At 60.8% G+C, this 19,793-nt stretch carries 21 protein-coding genes; 13 read left to right on the top strand and 8 right to left on the bottom strand.

Translation table 11 applies throughout. The features are described from left to right. Position 1 precedes the first annotated feature (1 nt). The 3 genes from otnI (at position 2) to ACJ8QI_RS03375 (ending at position 2,848) form a co-directional block, all read left to right on the top strand. Entirely contained in the window at positions 2 to 778 is a 777-nt protein-coding gene (otnI, locus tag ACJ8QI_RS03385) for a 2-oxo-tetronate isomerase (RefSeq protein ID WP_442532076.1), read from the top strand. A 105-nt stretch (positions 779 to 883) separates the two neighbouring features. After that, positions 884 to 2,254: a GntP family transporter gene (locus ACJ8QI_RS03380; protein ID WP_060440398.1), complete on the top strand. Its 1,371-nt coding sequence runs from the start codon at positions 884 to 886 to the stop codon at positions 2,252 to 2,254. A 63-nt stretch (positions 2,255 to 2,317) separates the two neighbouring features. Continuing rightward, positions 2,318 to 2,848, top strand: a complete 531-nt coding sequence (locus ACJ8QI_RS03375; protein ID WP_442532075.1) for a GNAT family N-acetyltransferase — start codon at positions 2,318 to 2,320, stop codon at positions 2,846 to 2,848. Between the two features lie 4 nt (positions 2,849 to 2,852). On the opposite strand, the gene ACJ8QI_RS03370 is transcribed toward ACJ8QI_RS03375, so the two are convergent. Beyond that, complete coding sequence (locus tag ACJ8QI_RS03370) at positions 2,853 to 3,725, bottom strand: LysR family transcriptional regulator (RefSeq protein WP_149572110.1); 873 nt, start codon at positions 3,723 to 3,725, stop codon at positions 2,853 to 2,855. 91 nt (positions 3,726 to 3,816) lie between these two features. Here ACJ8QI_RS03370 and ACJ8QI_RS03365 point away from each other — a divergent pair, with 91 nt between their 5' ends. After that, complete coding sequence (locus tag ACJ8QI_RS03365) at positions 3,817 to 4,800, top strand: nitrilase family protein (RefSeq protein ID WP_442532074.1); 984 nt, start codon at positions 3,817 to 3,819, stop codon at positions 4,798 to 4,800. A gap of 86 nt (positions 4,801 to 4,886) precedes the next feature. Here ACJ8QI_RS03365 and ompX read toward each other — a convergent pair whose 3' ends face one another. Continuing rightward, positions 4,887 to 5,405 carry an outer membrane protein OmpX gene (ompX, locus tag ACJ8QI_RS03360; RefSeq protein WP_019454480.1) on the bottom strand — a complete coding sequence of 173 codons (519 nt, stop codon included), beginning with the start codon at positions 5,403 to 5,405 and terminating at the stop codon, positions 4,887 to 4,889. Positions 5,406 to 5,804: 399 nt separating this feature from the next. Between ompX and rhtA the strand changes: the two genes are divergently transcribed. After that, on the top strand, positions 5,805 to 6,692 hold the full coding sequence (rhtA, locus tag ACJ8QI_RS03355; protein ID WP_442532073.1) for a threonine/homoserine exporter RhtA: 888 nt from the start codon (positions 5,805 to 5,807) through the stop codon (positions 6,690 to 6,692). A gap of 131 nt (positions 6,693 to 6,823) precedes the next feature. Beyond that, the gene (gene nanQ / locus ACJ8QI_RS03350) at positions 6,824 to 7,291 is read left to right on the top strand and encodes an N-acetylneuraminate anomerase (protein ID WP_047728217.1); all 468 of its coding nucleotides are present in this window, start codon (positions 6,824 to 6,826) and stop codon (positions 7,289 to 7,291) included. Here nanQ and ACJ8QI_RS03345 read toward each other — a convergent pair. Continuing rightward, positions 7,273 to 7,818 (bottom strand): adenylate kinase, encoded by a 546-nt coding sequence (locus ACJ8QI_RS03345; RefSeq protein ID WP_442532130.1) that lies wholly within the window; start codon positions 7,816 to 7,818, stop codon positions 7,273 to 7,275. The two genes, nanQ and ACJ8QI_RS03345, sit on opposite strands and share 19 nt — an antisense overlap. A 367-nt stretch (positions 7,819 to 8,185) precedes the next feature. Here ACJ8QI_RS03345 and dps point away from each other — a divergent pair, with 367 nt between their 5' ends. The 6 genes from dps (at position 8,186) to ybiO (ending at position 14,040) form a co-directional block, all read left to right on the top strand. Further along, a complete protein-coding gene (gene dps / locus ACJ8QI_RS03340; RefSeq protein ID WP_004939215.1) occupies positions 8,186 to 8,689 on the top strand; it encodes a DNA starvation/stationary phase protection protein Dps in 504 nt (167 codons plus the stop codon). 140 nt (positions 8,690 to 8,829) lie between these two features. Then, positions 8,830 to 9,096 (top strand): DksA/TraR family C4-type zinc finger protein, encoded by a 267-nt coding sequence (locus ACJ8QI_RS03335; protein ID WP_038880495.1) that lies wholly within the window; start codon positions 8,830 to 8,832, stop codon positions 9,094 to 9,096. 338 nt (positions 9,097 to 9,434) lie between these two features. Further along, entirely contained in the window at positions 9,435 to 10,178 is a 744-nt protein-coding gene (gene glnH / locus ACJ8QI_RS03330) for a glutamine ABC transporter substrate-binding protein GlnH (RefSeq protein ID WP_038880498.1), read from the top strand. Between the two features lie 103 nt (positions 10,179 to 10,281). Continuing rightward, entirely contained in the window at positions 10,282 to 10,941 is a 660-nt protein-coding gene (gene glnP, locus ACJ8QI_RS03325) for a glutamine ABC transporter permease GlnP (protein WP_019454487.1), read from the top strand. Continuing rightward, positions 10,938 to 11,660, top strand: a complete 723-nt coding sequence (glnQ, locus tag ACJ8QI_RS03320; RefSeq protein WP_004939230.1) for a glutamine ABC transporter ATP-binding protein GlnQ — start codon at positions 10,938 to 10,940, stop codon at positions 11,658 to 11,660. Before glnP ends, glnQ begins: the two co-directional genes overlap by 4 nt. Before the next feature lie 154 nt (positions 11,661 to 11,814). Beyond that, the gene (ybiO, locus tag ACJ8QI_RS03315) at positions 11,815 to 14,040 is read left to right on the top strand and encodes a mechanosensitive channel protein (protein ID WP_442532072.1); all 2,226 of its coding nucleotides are present in this window, start codon (positions 11,815 to 11,817) and stop codon (positions 14,038 to 14,040) included. Here the strand turns inward: ybiO and ACJ8QI_RS03310 are convergent. From ACJ8QI_RS03310 to rlmF, 5 genes are all read right to left on the bottom strand, one after another. Next, positions 14,037 to 15,044 (bottom strand): alpha/beta hydrolase family protein, encoded by a 1,008-nt coding sequence (locus tag ACJ8QI_RS03310; RefSeq protein ID WP_442532071.1) that lies wholly within the window; start codon positions 15,042 to 15,044, stop codon positions 14,037 to 14,039. The two genes, ybiO and ACJ8QI_RS03310, sit on opposite strands and share 4 nt — an antisense overlap. Beyond that, positions 15,032 to 15,670, bottom strand: a complete 639-nt coding sequence (locus ACJ8QI_RS03305; protein ID WP_070914015.1) for a GNAT family N-acetyltransferase — start codon at positions 15,668 to 15,670, stop codon at positions 15,032 to 15,034. Before ACJ8QI_RS03305 ends, ACJ8QI_RS03310 begins: the two co-directional genes overlap by 13 nt. A gap of 11 nt (positions 15,671 to 15,681) precedes the next feature. After that, on the bottom strand, positions 15,682 to 16,251 hold the full coding sequence (locus ACJ8QI_RS03300; RefSeq protein ID WP_442532070.1) for a TetR/AcrR family transcriptional regulator: 570 nt from the start codon (positions 16,249 to 16,251) through the stop codon (positions 15,682 to 15,684). 183 nt (positions 16,252 to 16,434) lie between these two features. Next, positions 16,435 to 17,739 (bottom strand): methyl-accepting chemotaxis protein, encoded by a 1,305-nt coding sequence (locus ACJ8QI_RS03295; protein ID WP_064290256.1) that lies wholly within the window; start codon positions 17,737 to 17,739, stop codon positions 16,435 to 16,437. A gap of 295 nt (positions 17,740 to 18,034) precedes the next feature. Then, the gene (gene rlmF / locus ACJ8QI_RS03290; protein WP_442532069.1) at positions 18,035 to 19,000 is read right to left on the bottom strand and encodes a 23S rRNA (adenine(1618)-N(6))-methyltransferase RlmF; all 966 of its coding nucleotides are present in this window, start codon (positions 18,998 to 19,000) and stop codon (positions 18,035 to 18,037) included. 118 nt (positions 19,001 to 19,118) lie between these two features. Here rlmF and ACJ8QI_RS03285 point away from each other — a divergent pair, with 118 nt between their 5' ends. Further along, positions 19,119 to 19,748: a flavin reductase family protein gene (locus tag ACJ8QI_RS03285; RefSeq protein WP_442532068.1), complete on the top strand. Its 630-nt coding sequence runs from the start codon at positions 19,119 to 19,121 to the stop codon at positions 19,746 to 19,748. Positions 19,749 to 19,793 lie beyond the last annotated feature (45 nt).

The following is a 19,793-nucleotide window of genomic DNA, read 5'->3' as shown; positions in this document are numbered from 1 at the left end:
CATGCCTAAATTTGCCGCCAATTTATCGATGATGTTTAACGAAGTGCCGTTCCTCGAGCGCTTCGCCGCCGCTGCCGCACAGGGCTTCAGCGCGGTGGAATTCCTGTTCCCTTACGACTATCCCGCCGAGCTGTTGGCCGAAAAGCTGCGCGAACACGGCCTGCAACAGGTGCTGTTCAACACCGCGCCCGGCGATGCCGCCGCCGGCGAATGGGGACTGGCGGCGCTGCCGGGCCGCGAGCAGGACGCGCGCGCCGATATCGACCGCGCGCTGACCTACGCCATCGCCCTTTCCTGCCCCTGCGTGCACCTGATGGCCGGCGTGGTGCCCGCAGGCGCGGATCGGCAGCGTTATCTCGACACCTTTATCGCCAATGCGCGCTATGCCGCCGACGCCTTCGCCCCGCACGGCGTCAAGGTGCTGCTCGAAGCGCTCAGCCTGCCGGTCAAGCCCGACTACCTGTTTGCCAGTCAACACCAAGTGGCGGAAACCGTGGCGGCGATCGAGAGACCGAACGTGTTCATTCAGCTCGACTTTTTCCACGCGCAGTTAGTGGACGGCAATATCAGCGGGCTGCTGGAGACGCTGGCCGGACGCTACGCGCATATCCAGATAGCCTCAGTGCCGGATCGCCATGAGCCGGACGAGGGCGAACTGAATTATCCATGGCTGTTCGACAGGCTGGATGCGCTCGGCTATCCGGGTTGGATAGGTTGCGAATACCGGCCGCGCGGCGACACCGCCGCCGGGCTCGGGTGGCTGAAGCCTTACCGCTAACGCTGCCGCCAACACCAGGAAATCGATTTTATAACAATGAAACGCATCCGTATCGCCACGCGGCGATCGCGGTGCCCAACGCTTACCCAACGAAAGGCTTTTTTCATGTCTACCTCTCTGCTGTTGCTGATTGCCGTACTCGGCGTGGTGCTGCTGTTATTGATGGTGATTAAGGCGAAGGTGCAGCCCTTCGTCGCGCTGTTGGTGGTCAGTCTGCTGGTGGCGTTGGCCAGCGGCATTCCGACCGGTGAAGTGATGAAAGTGATGACCGCCGGGATGGGCGGCGTACTTGGTTCGGTGACCATCATCATCGGTCTGGGCGCGATGCTTGGCCGCATGATCGAACACTCGGGCGGCGCCGAGTCGCTGGCGCAACGCTTCAGTCAGGGGCTGGGGCCGAAACATACCGTCGCCGCACTGACCCTCGCCGCATTCATTCTCGGCGTTCCGGTGTTCTTCGACGTCGGGTTTATCATTCTGGCCCCGATTATCTATGGCTTCGCCAAGGTCGCCAAAGTGTCTCCGCTGAAGTTCGGCCTGCCGATGGCCGGCGTGATGTTGACGGTACACGTCGCGCTGCCGCCGCACCCCGGCCCGGTCGCCGCCGCCGGTTTGCTCAACGCCGACATCGGTTGGCTGACCATCATCGGCCTCGCAATCTGTATTCCGGTCGGCGCGATCGGCTATTTCGCCGCCAACTACCTCAACCGCAAAACCTATCCGTTATCGATAGAGGTGCTGGAACAACTGCAGCTGGCGGCGCCGGAGCCGCGTCCGGAAGGGCAAGCGCCGCTCAGCGATCGCATCAACCCGCCCGGCGCCGGCCTGGTGGCGGCGCTAATCGTCATCCCAATCGCCATCATCATGCTCGGCACCGTCTCCGCTACGCTGTTGCCGGCCGGCTCGGCGCTGCGCGATACGCTGTCGCTGCTGGGCTCACCGGCGGTGGCGCTGATGATCGCCCTGCTGCTGGCCTTCTATTTCCTGGCGCTGCGCCGCGGCTGGAGCCTGCAGCACGCCAGCGACGTGATGGGCGCCGCGCTGCCGACCGCCGCAGTGGTGATCCTGGTGACCGGCGCGGGCGGCGTGTTCGGCAAGGTGCTGGTGGAATCCGGCGTCGGCAAAGCGCTGGCTGAAGTACTGACGGCCATCGGCCTGCCGCTGGTGCCCGCCGCCTTTATCATTTCGCTGGCACTTCGCGCTTCGCAGGGGTCCGCCACCGTGGCGATCCTGACCACCGGCGGCCTGTTGTCGGAAGCGGTCAGCGGCTTAAATCAGCTACAGTTGGTGCTGGTAACGCTGGCGACCTGTTTCGGCGGTCTGGGGCTTTCCCACGTCAACGACTCCGGTTTTTGGATCGTCACGCGCTATCTGGGGCTGTCAGTGGCCGATGGCCTGAAGACCTGGACGGTGCTGACCACCTTGCTCGGCCTGAGCGGCTTTCTGTTCACCTGGCTGTTGTGGCTGGCGGTGTGATTTCTCTGGCATACTGAACGCCGTTGTTTTTCATCGCCTTTCACCCTGTGCAGGAGCAGCAACATGACCGTAATCAACACCGCGCCAACGCTTATCACCGAACGCCTGCGGCTGGACGCGCACACGCTGGACGACTTCGAGTCGCTGGCCGCATTGTGGGCCGATCCGCAGGTGGTGCGCTACATCGGCGGCACGCCGCGCGACCGGGAGGACTCCTGGGGGCGCCTGATGCGCTACGTCGGCCACTGGGCGCTGTTGGGATACGGATATTGGGCAGTGCGTGACAAACTGAGCGGCGAGTACCTCGGCAGCATCGGCTTTTCCAATTTCCTGCGCGACATCACCCCGGCGCTCGATGCGCCGGAAATGGGCTGGACGCTGGTGAGCTCGGCGCACGGCAAAGGCTACGCCACCGAGGCACTGCGGGCGGCGCTGGCCTGGGGTAAAACGCACCTGCCGGGCGAGAAAACCGTCTGCATCATCTCGCCGGAAAACCAGGCTTCGCTGGCGCTGGCGAAAAAGGTCGGTTTCTGCGAAAGCCACCGCAGCGAGTATCACCAGAGCCCGATCGTCGTGATGTACTGCCCGCTTTGAAAGCCTAAGCGCGTTGCACCGCCAACGCCGTCTGAATGAAGTTGTCCCGCAGCGCGTCCGCGCGCTGCGGATCCCAGGCGATACCGACCTGCCACTCCGTCTCTTCGCCGCTCAGCGGCAGAATGTCGATGCCAACCGGCGCGATGTGCGTGATGCTGTGCGGCAGCAGCGCGACGCCAACGCCGGCGGCGACCAGCGCCAGCAGCGTCTGGATATCGCCGGCCTGCTGCACCACGTTCGGCGTCAACCGGTGAGCGGCGATAAACCGCAGCGACTGATCGCTCAGCCCGCGCCCGCGTTTCGGCGTCAGCTGCAACAGCGGCAGCTGATTGAAACGCGCCATCAGGTCGTCGGCCCGCAGCGCCAGCGCGCCCGGCGCGGCCAGCACCAGCCGGTCGCTCAGCAATGCCACGGCGCACAGCGGCGTAGTGACCGGTAAGCGCACGAACCCCGCCTGCAACTCGCCCTGCAGCAACAGCTGATACTGCCGCTCCGACGGCATGTCCTCCAGCCCAATGACCACCTCGGGAAAACGCTGGCGAAAGGCGGCCACCAGCTGCGGCGCCAGATGAAAACTGGAGAGGCCAAATCCCAGCGCCAGCCGCCCCGCTTCCCCGAGCGCTACCCGCCGGGCGCGCCGCTGAAACTGCTGGTACTGTTCCACCAGCGCCTGCGCCTCCGGGTAGAGCCGCTGCCCACCGGCGGTGAGCACCGCCCCCTGTCGGCCACGCTCGAACAGCCGAACGCCGAGCTGGGTTTCCAGCGCTTGAATCTGCTTGCTCAGCGCCGGTTGGCTGATGCACAGCAGGCTCGCCGCCTGCCGATAGTTGCCCTGTTCGGCCAGCGCCACCAGGGCGCGCAGTTGTTTTATATCCATTCCATCAGGTTATCGAATAGGGAATTTAATTGATTATACAGTAATCAATTCACCTGCTGTAATCAACGCAGACCCCAACCGGAGAGACACCATGACCCCTTCACTGCGCGCCGCCACGGTGCAATTCCAGCACCGCGCCAACGATAAGAATTACAACCTGTCGACCATGGAACGCTTTATCACGGAGGCGGCCGAGCAGCAGATACAGCTGCTGGCCTTCCCGGAAATGTGCATCACTGGCTATTGGCACGTGCGCCATCTGTCCGACGCCGAGGTGCGGGCGCTGGCGGAGCCGATCGCGAGCAGCCCTTCTCTGGCGCGCATTCGCCCGCTGGCGGAGCGTTACAACATGGCGATCGGCGTCGGGCTGATCGAGCTGGGCGACGACGGCCGTTGCTACAACGCCTATGCCGTTTGTCTGCCGGACGGCGAGCTGCATGTGCACCGTAAACTGCACGCCTTCGAACACCCGGCTATCGCCAGCGGCGACCGCTACACGGTGTTCGATACCCCCTGGGGCGTCCGCGTGGGCGTCTTGATCTGCTGGGACAACAATCTGGTGGAGAATGTGCGCGCCACGGCGCTGCTGGGTGCGGAGGTGTTGATCGCCCCGCACCAGACCGGCGGCACCCATTCGCGCAGCCCGCACGGCATGAAGCCGATCCCGCAGGCGCTGTGGCAACGGCGTGCGGAAGATCCGCAGGCGATAGAAGCCGCCTTTCGCGGCGAACACGGCCGCGGCTGGCTGATGCGCTGGCTACCGTCGCGCGCTCACGACAACGGGCTGTTCTTGCTGTTCAGCAACGGCGTGGGCCGCGATGACGATGAGATACGCACCGGCAACGCGATGATCCTCGATCCTTACGGCCGCATCGTGGCAGAGACCTGGGCGGCGGAAGACCGGATGGTCAGCGCCGAACTCGATCTGACGCTGATCCCGCTCAGCACCGGCCGCCGCTGGATTTACGGACGCCGCCCCGAGCTGTACGGGCTATTGACCGAACCACAAGGCTATGAGCGCAATGCCCGCAGCGCACGCTTTTCAACGCAGCCGACGGGGCGCGGCGGCCGATAACAGATAAAAAAAATCCGCCCGAAGGCGGATTTTTTATCGGTGCGGCAAAATCTGCCGCAGGTTCATGCCCGCAGGCACGAACACACTTAGAAGCGGTAGCCTACGCCAACGTTCCAGGTGCCAACGTCAACGCTACGAATGCGGTTCTGCTCGTAACCGACATCCAGGGCAACGTTCTCGATTGGGTTGAACTGCAGACCGGCACCGTAGGTGAAGCCGTAGTCAGCGGTGTCGTGACGAGAAGTACCGTTCTGAGCGTTGGTAGTGAATTTACCGTAACCCAGGCCAACCAGACCGTAGATGCTCGCCCAGTCATTGATGCGGTATGCTGGACCGGCAGAGATAGAGTTGTACTGAGCTTTGTTGTAGAAACCGTCCTGAGAACCGTCCTTTTCCAGGTGGGTAAAGGAACCGATTACGCCCAGTGGGTTGTTGTCGAACTCGTAACGGTATTTCAGGTTGAAACCGTCGGCCTTGTTAGCAACGCCTTGGAAATCACCCTGCGCATAGCCAGCGGATACGGTGCTCTGACCAGCGAATGCGGTACCTGCGCTAACTGCTAATACGCAAGCTGCTACTGCGGAAAGACATGCAATTTTTTTCATAACCACCTCAAACGCGTTTTATTATTAAGTACATCCATTTGTTCATGCTTTGAAAATATAACAAAAATTAGCGTGAAACTCTGCCTTGAAATGAGTGTCTAATGCTTTATATCGTGTAACAGAAGATTTCAAGAACAGTGTATCTTCTTCTTTTCGCTCTATTTTCGGCCGTATTCTACGGCTTTCTGTGACAAAAATCACCTATTTAATATCCAGATAATTCTTAAGAAAAAGCGCACTTTTTGACCAAAACCGCCACATCTCATCCGAGGATCGGCGGATTTCACCGCGATGCGCGCTTTTCTCAGACAGATTTTCGCATTTCATTTACACTGCTCGCATCCCCGTTTCGACCGTTTTCTCAAGGCTGAGGAACGGCGCATAAAAGGCTCGTTAAGGATGTCGTTACCTACTTCCGGCAGAGCGCCCTCCGCGCTGCTGCCTATCTGTCTGTTAATCATCGCCATGGTGTCTATCCAGAGCGGTGCCTCGTTGGCCAAAAGTCTGTTCCCGATCGTGGGCGCGGAAGGCATCACCACGCTGCGCCTTTTCATCGGCACCCTGATTTTGTTCATCATCTTCCGCCCGTGGCGCATGCGCCTCGCCGCCGGCAGCCGCTTGCCGCTGCTGATTTACGGCCTGTCGCTCGGCGCGATGAACTACCTGTTCTACCTGTCGCTGCGCACCGTGCCACTCGGCATCGCCGTGGCGCTGGAGTTTACCGGCCCGCTGGCGGTGGCCATGTTCTCCTCGCGGCGGCCGATCGACTTCCTCTGGGTGGCATTGGCGATCGCCGGGCTGTGGTTCCTGCTGCCGCTCGGCCACGGCGTGGGGGGGATCGATCCGTTCGGTGCCGCCTGCGCGCTTGGCGCCGGTGCCTGCTGGGCGGTCTATATCATCTTCGGCCAGAAGGCCGGCGGCGATCACGGCCCCGGCACGGTGGCGCTCGGTTCGCTGATCGCCGCGCTGGTGTTCTGCCCGATCGGCGCCTGGCAAACCGGCAGCGTGCTGTTCAACCTCGATATTCTGCCGGTGGCGCTGACGGTGGCGATCCTCTCCACCGCGCTGCCTTATTCGCTGGAGATCATCGCGCTGCCCAAAATCCCGGCGCGCACCTTCGGCACCTTAATGAGCCTGGAACCGGCAATGGCGGCGCTGTCCGGCATGCTGTTCCTCGGCGAACACCTGAGCGGCGTGCAATGGCTGGCGCTGGCGGCCATCATCGCCGCCTCCATGGGCTCCGCCCTGACCATCCGCCCTAAACCGCGCCTCGAAAGCCTTTCCTGATCGCTAACCCGCCTGCCGACCGCAACGCCGGAATGCAGGCGGGTTAACTGTTTTCCTCGTGACAAGTCGGCATACTTCTCCTTAGCCTGTACCGCAGGCACTTTGGACTTTCGCTCACATGGAGAATAACAGTGATTCACAACAGCCTGTTCAACCCACGCTTCGGCCGCGGACTCGCGCCGGCGCTGGTTTCAACCCTGACCGAGTTGCGTCGATGCGACCTGCCCGAACTGGCCCCGGGCCATCACCCGATCGACGGCGATAACATCTTTATGGATGTCATGACGCTGACCACTACGCCGGCGGCGCAGAAGCGCGCCGAGATGCATCAGGAGTACATCGCGCTCCATCTGCTGATCAGCGGTGAAGAGCGCATCGAATACGGTCTGGCGGGCGACGGGCATCGCGAACAGCCCCACGCAGAAAATAGCGACCTTCTGCTGCTGGACATCAAACGCCATCCGCAAACGCTGCACATGACGCACGGCATGTTCGCGATCTTTTTCCAAATGGAGCCGCACAAAACCGGCTGCCTGTGGCAGCGGCCGCAGCACATCAAGAAAGCGGTGGTGAGGATCCATCACCGCCTGCTGCTGTGACCCTGCGGCAACGCCCGTAAAAAATCGGCGGCCTGGCGGGGAGAGCGCAAGCGTATGAAGCAGCGCCCGGCACCGGCCATTTCCGCCAGGTATTTTCGCCGATTTTTGGCGTAGGTGCGGATCGTCCACAGTACGATCGACTCGCGGCTGAAGAAAGAACGGCGAAAACTTTCCCGGTTGCCGGTGCCCGGCCACAGCTCACGTTTGCTGGCCGCGCGTCGGCACGCGCGGCGCACAGCTTGCCACAGCGTGCGCCCAAAACCGTAGTCCAGCCACAGGATATAGTCGACCTCGCGCCACTTGATCGGCTGCGTGCGGCTGTAGTTGCCGTCCAGCACCCAGCCTTCGCCCGCTTCGGCCAGCGCCTGCTCAAGCCGCGCCAGGAACGCGTCATCAGGCGTTCCCTGCCACTCGGGCCGCCAATAGAGCCTGTCCATCTCGATATAGGGCACGTCAAGCCGTTCTGCCAGTTGACGCGTCAGGGTGCTTTTACCGCTGCCGCTGGTGCCGACGACGTTAATTTTCATCACTCGCCACTCATAGAGAGGGGATAATCTCCCTACTGTAACTGCATCAATTACGGCTATCAATCTGAATAGGCTTGAAATTAACACCGCGATAACAAAGTGGATATTCCTCTGAAGCCGGCATGCTCAATGAAAATAAAATAACAGGGATAAACCGTCACTGCGGTAAATAATAAATCTGCAACAAAAAATAAAAAAAACAATAAAAATCAATTTCATTAATCAAAAACAAAAGCCACATAAAAATATTGCCATTAGGCTAATCCTATTTGTGCAATAGCCATTTTCGTACGGCAAAAATAAATACCCCTGCTATAATTGATCCCGTAACGAAATAGGACAACGACTAATCAAGAGGATATCTGATATGAGTACCGCTAAACTGGTGAAAACGAAATCTTCTGATCTGCTGTATACCCGTAACGATCTGGACGAAAAAGTCAAACTGGCCGCCATCAAGGCGCTGAACCATCAGGTCGTGCAATTTATCGATCTTTCGTTGATCACCAAACAGGCGCACTGGAACATGCGCGGCGCGAACTTCATCGCGGTCCATGAAATGCTGGACGGCTTCCGCACCGCCATCATCGAGCATCAGGACACCTTCGCCGAGCGCGTGGTGCAGTTGGGCGGCGTCGCACTGGGCACCGTACAGGTGGTCAACGATCGCACGCCGCTGAAAAGCTATCCGACCAATATCCACAGCGTGCAGGAGCACCTGAAAGCGCTGGCCGATCGCTACGGCGCGGTAGCGAATGACATCCGCAAGGCGATTACCGAAGTGGAAGACGAAGACACCGCCGACATGTTCACCGCCGCCTCGCGCGATCTGGACAAGTTCCTGTGGTTTATCGAATCCAATATCGAATAACGCGAAAGCGTTGCAGAGCGCCCGTCGTTCCGGGCAGAACAGGCTGGGCTTTGCCCGGCCTGTTTTCTTTTGCGCGACCGTTGCATTGTACGAAAAACGCCCCATATTAAACGGTAGGGTTCCCTTGTCAGGAGGTTATGATGGCCAGCGGCTGGGCGGCGGACGGCGCCGTACAAGATCAGATTGACTCCACCGTCGACGATGCGGTGCAGCGCGCGCGTGAAGCGCTCGGGCACGGCGAGAGCGAACGCTATTGCCAGGAATGCGGAGAGGCGATCCCCGAGGCGCGCCGCAAGGCGCTAACGGGCGTACGTTTTTGCCTCGCCTGCCAGACCGAACAAGACAAAAAACACGCGGCCGCCAGCCTGTACAACCGGCGCGGCAGCAAAGACAGCCAGTTGCGCTAGCATTATCTGCTCACCCTTTTGCACCCTCGCGGCCCCGCTTGCACCGTCAGTGCATCATGAAAGTTAGAGTTAGTTATCAATATTGAAGCAAAAACGTTAAAGAACGGTTGTTTCACAGCCAAAATTTGGTTAATGATAGCCCCGTGCACCAAGATAATTCTTACGCACCATTTTGGTGCCTCACCTTGGTGCATAACCATAACAATTCGCCTTTCTGGCACAACATCACGCACTAACTCTTTGTTTTTATAGTGGTTGAAAACATGGCACGATTTTTTCATGGCACCAACTGCAATATAAAAAATGGGTAATCCGCAACCTGTACAGGAATTCCTCTCATGAAGTCGATTTTTAAAGTCTCCCTGGCCGCACTCTCTCTGGCCTTTGCCGTAAGTTCCCACGCAGCAGACAAACTGGTGGTCGCCACCGACACCGCTTTCGTTCCTTTTGAGTTCAAACAAGGCGACAAATACGTCGGCTTCGACATCGACCTGTGGGCCGCCGTCGCCAAAGAGCTGAAGCTGGACTACACCCTGAAACCGATGGACTTCGGCGGCATCATTCCGGCGCTGCAGACCAAAAACGTCGATCTGGCGCTGGCCGGCATCACCATCACCGATGAGCGCAAAAAGGCCATCGACTTCTCCGACGGCTACTACAAGAGCGGCCTGCTGGTGATGGTCAACGCCGACAACAACAGCGTGAAAAGCATCGACGATCTGAACGGCAAAGTGGTGGCGGTGAAGAGCGGCACCGGCTCGGTGGATTACGCCAAGCAGCACATCAAAACCAAGGATCTGCGCCAGTTCCCTAACATCGACAACGCCTACATGGAACTGGGCACCAAGCGCGCCGATGCGGTGCTGCACGACACGCCAAACATCCTATACTTCATTAAGACGGCCGGCGCCGGCAAGTTCAAAACCGTAGGCGATTCGCTGGAAGCACAGCAGTATGGCATTGCCTTCCCGAAAGGCAGCGACGAGCTGCGCGAGAAGGTGAACGGCGCGCTGAAAACCCTGCGCGCGAACGGCACCTATAACGAGATCTACAAGAAGTGGTTCGGCACCGAACCTAAGTAAGCTGTGAATTTGGCAAGCTATTAACTTAAGCACAGGGGGTCGCTTAACCCCCTGCGCTTCGTTGTATCTGATACCCACGTTTGGGATCACCGGGAGAAATATCATGCAGTTCGACTGGAGCGCCATCTGGCCCGCCATTCCTATCTTGTTAGAGGGCGCCAAAATGACCCTGTGGATTTCGGTCCTCGGTCTGATTGGCGGCCTGATCATCGGCCTCGTCGCCGGCTTTGCCCGCACCTACGGCGGTTGGATCGCCAACCACATCGCGTTGGTGTTTATCGAAGTGATCCGCGGCACGCCGATCGTGGTGCAGGTGATGTTCATCTACTTCGCCCTGCCGATGGCATTTAGCGACTTGCGCATCGATCCGTTCACCGCGGCGGTGGTGACCATCATGATCAACTCCGGCGCCTACATCGCGGAAATCACCCGCGGCGCGGTGCTGTCGATTCATAACGGTTTCCGCGAAGCCGGTCTGGCGCTCGGTCTGTCGCGCCGCGAAACCATCCGCTACGTCATTATGCCGCTGGCGCTGCGCCGCATGCTGCCGCCGCTGGGCAACCAGTGGATCATCAGCATCAAAGACACCTCGCTGTTCATCGTGATCGGCGTGGCGGAGCTGACCCGTCAGGGTCAGGAAATTATTGCCGGTAACTTCCGCGCGCTGGAAATCTGGAGCGCCGTGGCGGTTATCTATCTGATTATTACCCTGGTGCTGAGCTTCGTGCTGCGTCGTCTGGAAAGAAGGATGAAAATCCTATGATTGAATTTAAAAACGTCTCCAAGCATTTTGGCCAAACCCAGGTGCTGCACAACATCGATTTGAAGATCGACAAAGGCGAAGTGGTGGTGATCATCGGGCCGTCGGGCTCGGGCAAATCCACCCTGCTGCGCTGCATCAACAAGCTGGAAGAAGTCACCAGCGGCGATCTGATCGTCGACGGTCTGAAAGCCAACGATCCGAAAGTTGACGATCGGTTGATCCGCCAGGAAGCCGGCATGGTGTTCCAGCAGTTCTACCTGTTCCCGCACCTGACGGCGCTGGAAAACGTCGCCTTCGGCCCGATCCGCGTGCGCGGCGCGAAGAAGTCCGATGCGGAAAAGCTGGCGCGCGAGCTGCTGGCCAAGGTCGGTCTGGCGGAGCGTGCCCACCACTACCCGTCCGAACTGTCGGGCGGCCAGCAGCAACGCGTGGCGATTGCGCGCGCGCTGGCGGTGAAGCCGAAAATGATGCTGTTCGACGAACCGACCTCCGCGCTCGATCCGGAGCTGCGCCACGAAGTGCTGAAGGTGATGCAGGATCTGGCCGAGGAAGGCATGACGATGGTCATCGTCACCCACGAAGTCGGCTTTGCCGAAAAAGTGGCGTCGCGCCTGATCTTTATCGATAAGGGCCGGATTGCCGAAGACGGCAACCCGCACGATCTGATCAACCATCCGCCAAGCCCGCGTCTGCAGGAATTCCTGCAGCACGTGTCCTGATCCCGGCGGTTTAACGGCGGGCGCGCCACGCGCCCGCCGCTTTCATTCCGCACGCTCTCCCACGCCCCAGCGCGCCATCTTTCCTACTATATTGATTGTTTTTCATCGTATTGCTTTTACATCCGCCGATCACAGAACGCCAAAGAGAGGAACAATGCCGCCAAACGCAGACTCCCGACGAAGTTCTCATCTGCGAGAACACCTGCTTTTCCTGCTGCTGTTGCTGACCCTGAACGTCTTCGCACCACCGGCCCTGGCGCAAAACGCGCCGCCCGCGCCCGCCGACAAGAGCGAGCAGCAGAAAGCCGCCTACGCCGCGCTGGCCGATCTGCTGCAGGACGACAAAGCGCGCGCGGAACTCATCAACCACCTGAAACAGGCCGCCAGCGACGCCCCCGCCACCGCCCCGGCAACGCCGGTGGAATCAACGCCGGCGACGCTGAGCGACAGCCTGAACTCGCTGGCGCAGGAAGGCATCGGCACCTTTAACCAGAAGCTCGGCGCGCTGCAAAAGCTGATCGATTCCGGCCCGAAGCGCGTTTTCAATCCCGCCGGCTTTTTCCGCGCGCTGGGCTACTTTCTGCTGACGGTGGCGGTCACCTTTGCGCTGTTCCACCTGATCCGGCGGCTGATCGCGCCGCTGTACAAGCGCATGGGCAGTTGGGGGCACAACGCCCGGCTGCAGCGTGGCCCGTGGTATAAACGCCCCGCCGCCATTCTCGGCGCTTTCGCCGTCGATCTGCTGGTGCTGCTGCTGGCGCTGGCGGCGGGCAACCTGTTCGCCCGCCACGTCCACGCCGACAGCGCCACCATTCTGCGGCTGCAGACCCTGTTTCTCAGCGCCTTCGCGGTGATTGAGTTCTTCAAGGCGGTGCTGCGGCTGATTTTTGCCCCCAACTTCGACTACCTGCGCCCCTTCCCCTTCAGTGACCCGAGCGCGCGCTACTGGAACACGCGTCTCGCCTGGCTCAGCGGGCTGATCGGCTACGGCCTGATGGTGGTGGTGCCGGTGGTGGCGGTGCAGATCAGCTACCCGGCAGCCGCCGCCGTCAACCTGGTGGTCATGCTGGCGCTGACGCTGTATGCCATCTGGCTGATCCTGCACAACCGCAAACCGATACAGCAACAGATCAACCTGCTGGCCGAACGGTCGATGGCGTTTTTCAGCGTGATCCTGCGCGGCCTGGGGCATATCTGGCATCTGCTGGCGATCGCCTATTTTCTGGTGTTGTTCGTGCTGTCCCAGTTCGACATCGGCAACAGCCTGCGCTTTATGATGAGCGCCACGGTGAAAAGCCTGCTGGTGGTCGGCGTCGGCGCTCTGCTGTCCGGCATGCTGACCCGCTGGATTTTCCGCCGCATTTCGCTGCCGACCGACGTCAATCTGCGCTATCCGATGCTTGAGCGGCGCATCAACTCCTATATTCCCAACGGGTTGAAGATACTGCGGGTGATGGTGGTGCTGGCGGTGACGCTGTTCCTGCTTGACGCTTGGCACCTGATTAATCTGTACCAGTGGGCAGGCAGCGAAAATGGCCAGCGGACGCTCGGCGGGCTGGTGCATATCCTGTTGATCCTGCTGATCGCCGTCTTCAGTTGGACGCTGATGGCCAGCATCATCGAGCACCGCCTGGCGTTGGAGCTCAGCAACGGCGTGCGGCCGAGCGCGCGCGAACGCACGCTGCTGACGCTGTTTCGCAACGTGCTGGCTATCGTTATCAGCACCATTACCGTGATGATCGTGCTGTCGCAGGTGGGGCTGAACATCGCGCCGCTGCTGGCGGGCGCCGGCGCGCTGGGGCTGGCTATCAGCTTCGGCGCCCAGACGCTGGTGAAAGACGTGATTACCGGCGTATTCATCCAGTTCGAAAACGGCATGAACACCGGCGAATACGTCACCGTCAGCGGCATCACCGGCACCGTGGAGCGCATGACCATTCGCTCGATCGGCCTGCGCGACGACTACGGCGTCTACCACATCGTGCCGTACTCCTCGATCACTACGCTGGCCAACTATGCGCGTGAGTTCGGGGTGTATCGCGCCAACTACACCGTCAGCCGCGACGAGGATATCGATCGGGTCAATGAGGTGCTGCATCAGGCCGTCGCGGCGCTGAAGCAGGATGAGCAGGTGAAGCATTTCCTGATTGGCGAGCCGGTCTTCAACGGCGTGGTGGCGCTGGGCGACCGCTCGTTCACCACCCGCGTGACGGTGCGCACGCAGGCGCTGAAACAGTGGGTGGTGCAATACGCCCTCGATCGGCTGGTGAAAATCCATTTCGATCGGGCCGGCATCGGCATGCCTCAGCAGGCGATGCAGATCTCCCGCGCGCCGCAGCCGCACGAAGAACAGGCACCGCCCGCGGCTCCCGGCGGTTAGCGCCCGCGCCCGCAGGGCTGAGCGGCCAGGAAGGCCGCCACGTCCTGTCGGTAGGCGTCGTATTGCACCGAGCGCGGCGCAAACAGGCCTACCACGTTGATCAGCCACGGATGGCGGGCGAACAGCGGTTTGATCATCACGTGGTCGGCTTCGTCGATGCGCGTCACCGTCAGCAGCGAGGCCGGGATCGTTTGCCGATACACGCGCTCGGTTTCGTCCGCGTCCACGTTGACGTCGCGCCCGCCCAGGATCAGGTGCACCGGCGTGTTGAAATTCCGCAATCCCGCCTTCGCGTCGCTGGCCATGTTGGCGCGGATAAAGCGCCAGCGGTCGGCGCTCAATGCGGCGGAGCCATACTCGCGGCGGTACTGCGCGTAGCCGTCCGGTTGCTCGAGCAGCGTCTGGATATGGCGCCAGTGCGCTTCGCGCGCCTGGATTTTCGCTTCATCTTCCCCCGCCGCCGCCATCGCCGCGCGGGTGTTGTAACGCCCCTGCCGCAGCCAGTTGATCGCCGGCGCCAGCGCCAGCGTGAAGGCGATATCGGGGCGTAAACGCGCCACCTCCGGCATCACCCACCCCGCCTGGCTGGTGCCCCATAGCCCCACGCAGCGCGCATCGAAGCGCCCGTCTCGCCGGGCCCAGTCGATGATATCGGCGGTTTCCCGCGCACGATCCGCCATGGTCTGATGCAGCCAGTTGCCGCCCGAGCCGCCAACGCCCGGCTTATCGAAGGATAAAACCGCGTAGCCCTGCTGCGCCATCGCCTCCCAAATGCCGAAATAGCCTTCGTCGCGGCTGGCGTTAGCCGGCCCATCGCCGTGCACGAACACCACAACGCCGGGCTTGACCGGCGCATGCTGCGGCAACACCAGCGTGCCGGTCAGCCGGTTGCCGCCGGCGATCACCGTGATCGGTTCGGTGACGAAGCGAAAGTCGTTGACGAAAATGACCCACCCGAGCGCCAGCAGAAACAGCACCACACTGCACAGTCCTATTTTGCGCACGTCGCCTCCCCGCAGAGTCTCTCCATCAACACCCAGTCGGCCTGACCGAACAGCCATCCCAACGCAGCGTAATGCTCTTCTCGCCGCACCTGAAAACCACAGCGCCGATACAGGCGCAGCGCATCCACGTTGCGCCGGCTGACGTGCAGGCTCAGGCGCCGCCCCGAACCCTGCCCGGCAGCGTAGTCGTTCATCCACTGCAGCAGCCGCTTGCCCACCCCTTTGCCGCGCTGATTCTCGGCCACCGCCAGGTAAGAGAGATACAGTTCATCGGCCGCCGGGGTGTGCCGCAACACCGCCATTTGCAGATACATGCGCCAAACGTTCAGCCAACCATAGCGGCGGCACAGCCGCCAAATCGGCAAGGCATGCGGACGCCGCCCGGCGTTGTTCTCGCCAGCGGCCGCATTGAGGGCAAAGGCCGCCACCACCTGTTCATCCTGCTTCACCACGAAGCTGCGCTCCCGGCTGCCGCCTTGCTTCCAACGCCACAGCCGATAGAACAGACGCCACTGAAGGCGGGGGCTCAGACGGCGCGCGCGCTGGAACTTGTCGCAGAACGCAGCGTAGATCAGCGCCGCCGTTTGCAGGCGGTCAGCATCGTGGTACGGCTCAATGTGCAGCATATCCACCTCGACTAGGGATGCCGGTAGAGCAGCTGTTCCAACAGCCGCACCGGCGTGGTCTCCTCCGGCGCGGACGACGCAAAGATCGCCTGCCGCCAGGCCTGACTTTCGATCACGTCCAACACCAGCTGCGCAAGCGGTAACGGCGCTATCGCCGGTGCAATCTCACCGGTTTGCTGAGCTTCGGCGATAACCGTCGCCAGCGCCTCAATCAGCTGCCGCTGGTTGGCGCCGAACGGCTCGGCCAACGCCGGGTTGCGCGCCACCTCCGCCACGATCTCCGCCGACAGCTGCACATTGGCCGGCTCAGCGACAAAAGCGTGATAGGCGGTAAAAAAGGCCGACAGCGCCTGCTTCGGCCGCTTTCTCTCGGCCCGCAATCTGGCGGCAAACTCGGTGAATACGCCGTTTTCCAGCAGCGCAATCTCGCCGATCAACGCCTCCTTGCCGGTAAAGTGGTTATAGAGGTTGCCGACGCTGACGCCCGCCGCCTGCGCGATATCCCGCATGCTGGTCTGGTGAAATCCCTTATGGGTAAAGCTGTGCAGCGCGGCCTTGACAATCTTTTCTCGATTTCCCATCGACAACTCCCGAAACGGTGAAGGGGGGCGCCTGGCGCCATCGAATAAACATTAATGAACGAACGTTCGTTCACATTTAAGGATAGCATAGGCCGGTAAAATTGAACCACGGCTCAACGGCGTGTGAATCGGCGGGAAGATAAAAACGCCGCCCCCGTTTTCGGCGGGCGGCGTGGTGAAAACTCAGTGCAGCGCGTCGCCCTGCTTCACCGACGTAAACGCCTGCATCAGTTTCACGACGTCGTGCATGCCGATGTTGACCTGGTTGATCACTTCCCCGGCATCGTGGGTCAGCGCCACGCCGCCGCCGGCCTGCTCTACGCAGGTTGCCATGCCGGCAATCGCCGCCGCCACGCCTTGCTGGATAGACTTGGTCATGCGCTCAATCTCGGTCGCCGCCTTGCGCGACTGTTCCGCCAGCGTGCGCACTTCGTTGGCGACCACCGCAAAACCGCGCCCGTGCTCACCGGCATGGGCGGCTTCGATCGAGGCGTTAATCGCCAGCAGGTTGGTTTGGGAGGCGATTTTACGAATGGCTTCGACGATGGTGCCGATCTGCTGAGAACACTTACCGAGCTCGGTGACCACGTCCGAGGTTTCGCGCGCCGCCGCTTCGACCTGCTGCATGCCTTTCACCGCCTGTTGCACGATGATCGCGCCCTGCGCCGCCTGCCGATCGGTATCGAGCGACAGATGATGCGCGTTACGCACCATCTCTTCTTCGTGCTGCTGCTGTTGCATCAGCCGGGTGATATCCTGGGCAATCTTCACCACTTTCACCACCTGGCCTTCGTTGTCGAGGATCGGGTTGTAACTGGCCTCCAGCCATACCCGTTCGCCGCGCCGGTTGAGACGCTCAAAACGCCCGGTGATGAACTCGCCGCGCGCCAGGCGCTGCCAATGCCGCCGATAATCGTCGGAAGCGGCGAACTCCGGCGGGCACAGCACCGCATGCGACTGCCCGCACGCCTCTTCCAGCCGATAGCCCATCAGCGCCAGCATATTGTCGTTGGCGCTGACAATGGTGCCCTGCGGCGTGAAAGCGATCATCGCCATCGAGCGATTCAGCGCCGCCAGCAGGCTGCGGTGTTCCTGCGCCTGGGTCACTCGCTCGGTCACTTCGCTGGCGATCTTGACGATTTCCACCACCTTACCCTGCTTATTCAGCACCGGCGCGTAGGTGCCCTGCAGCCATACCGCCTCGCCGTTTTTCGCGATGCGCTTTATGGTGTCCGTGATGGGTTGCCCCTTATTCAGCGTCTCCCAATGCTTGCGATATAACGGGCTGGCGACATAGTTCGGATCGCAGAAAATACGGTGATGCCGGCCAATCACGTCATCGCGTTGAAATCCCAGCGTGCTGAGGAAAAGATCGTTGGCGCGCAATACCGTGCCGTCGGGCGAGAAGACGATCATCGGAACGGCGTGTTCTATCGCGCTCAGCTCGGCGCCTTTGTGGGTAGTTAACTGACTGAATCGTAACAGCATAAGGTGTAGTCCTTGTGGCAGATGATGGCGCTTTTCTTATTTTTGCCTGGCCACATGCCGCGCCCACACGCAGACGTGCCATCGCGGAAGGAACGGGCAGCGCCGTTCCTTCTGGTTATTGCTATTAACCGGATTAAATTTATTTATTCAGTAAAGTAATTATTAGAATTTAAATAAACCAACAGCCTAAGATTTTTATTACTAGACCCGCATTGAGAATAACGTAAGTGATGAAAATTGAAAGGTAAAACGCGGATTTTTGTCGGCGCCGGCAGGATAACCGGCGCCGGAAGGGTTAGCGCCAGCGTTCGGCTGCCCAGGCGGCCTGTTGCTCGGCGTCGTGGAAGGTCCAGGCGACGAAGCGGCTGATCTTCTGCCCTTGCGCCATCTCGATGGTGCGCACCTCGGCCGCGCCCGCCACCTTCAGCGCATGATAAATGGCCGGCAGCGTGGTGTTTTTCGAGATGAGTGAGGTAAACCACAGGCAGTGGTTGGCCTTGCCGACGCTCTCTTCCACCATCTTGCGCACAAAGGCCTCTTCGCCGCCTTCACACCACAGCTCGTTGTTCTTGCCGCCGAAGTTTTGCACCGGCTTGGCGGCCACTTCCCCTTTGCCCAATTTGTGCAGCTTGCGGCGGGTGCTGGCGCGCGCTTCCTGCTCGGACGCATGGAACGGCGGGTTGCACAGGGTGGCGTCGAATTTCTCGGCCGCGCCGATGATGCCGCTAAAAATCAGCTCAGGCTGTTTTTGCAGCCGCAGACGCACACTGTTACGCAGCGTCGGGTTCATCTCGACGATCATCTTGGCCGAGTTGAGCGACACCGGATCGATTTCAGACCCGGTGAAACGCCAGCCGTATTCGCGCAGGCCGACGATCGGGTAGATGCAGTTGGCGCCGACGCCGACGTCGAGGATCGCCACACCCTTGCCGCGCGGGATCTCGCCGCCGTTGCTGGTCGCCAGCAGATCCGCCAGGTGGTGCAGATAATCGGCGCGGCCGGGGATCGGCGGGCACAGGTAGTCCGCCGGAATATCCCAGTGTTCAATGCCGTAAAAGTGTTGCAGCAACGCACGGTTGAGCATTTTCACCGCCGCCGGATCGGCGAAGTCCACCGAGACATCGCCCCAGGCGTTCGGCTTCACGAACGGCGCCAGCGCCGGGCAGCTGGCGATCAGCGCCGGGAAGTCGTAGCGCGAACGATGACGGTTGCGCGGATGCAGGCCGCTTTTCTGCTGCGGGAAGGTTTTCTTTTTTTCCACCGTGACGGGCTCTCTTGAAGGTATTTCCGACGCGTAAGATAACACATCCGGCCCGCAATGGCGCAGCGGCGGGAAACCCGGCACAATGAAAGCTTCATCGATTGCCACAGGGTCCCCCATGAGCCGTGAATCTCGTTATTATTATGAACCCGCCGCCGGCCACGGCCTGCCGCACGATCCGCTGAACGCCATCGTCGGCCCGCGCCCCATCGGCTGGATCTCTTCCCGCAGCGCCGCCGGCTTGCGCAATCTGGCGCCCTACAGCTTTTTCAACTGCTTCAACTATCGCCCGCCCATCATCGGTTTCGCCAGCACCGGCTGGAAAGACAGCGTGGCGAATATCGTGGAAACCGGCGAGTTCGTTTGGAATCTGGCGACGCGCCCGCTGGCAGAAGCGATGAACAACAGCGCCATCAACCTGCCGCGCGGCGAGGATGAATTCGCCTTCGCCGGCGTCACGCCGCTGCCCGGGCGCAGGGTCAAAGCCGAGCGCGTGGCCGAAAGCCCGGTGAACTTCGAATGCCGCCTGACCCAGTGCATTCAGCTGCAAACCGCCGCCGGTGAACAGGTGGAAACCTGGCTGGTATTGGGCGAGGTGGTGGCGGTGCACCTCGATCCGGCGCTGCTGGACGAACACGGCGTCTACCAGACCGCCGCCGCCGAACCGATCCTGCGCGCCGGCGGCCCGAGCGCCTACTACGGCATTTCCGAACAGCACCGTTTCGATCTGGCGCGCCCAACGCGCTGATCGTCTCCCCCTGTTTATGCAGAAGATGAACGGGGGAATTAATAA

The organism is Serratia sp. CY84636 (genome assembly GCF_052166245.1).
Lineage (GTDB): Bacteria > Pseudomonadota > Gammaproteobacteria > Enterobacterales > Enterobacteriaceae > Serratia > Serratia nevei.
The sequence above is the reverse complement of the archived record's forward strand: the minus strand, read 5'-3'. Positions and strand labels throughout refer to the sequence as shown.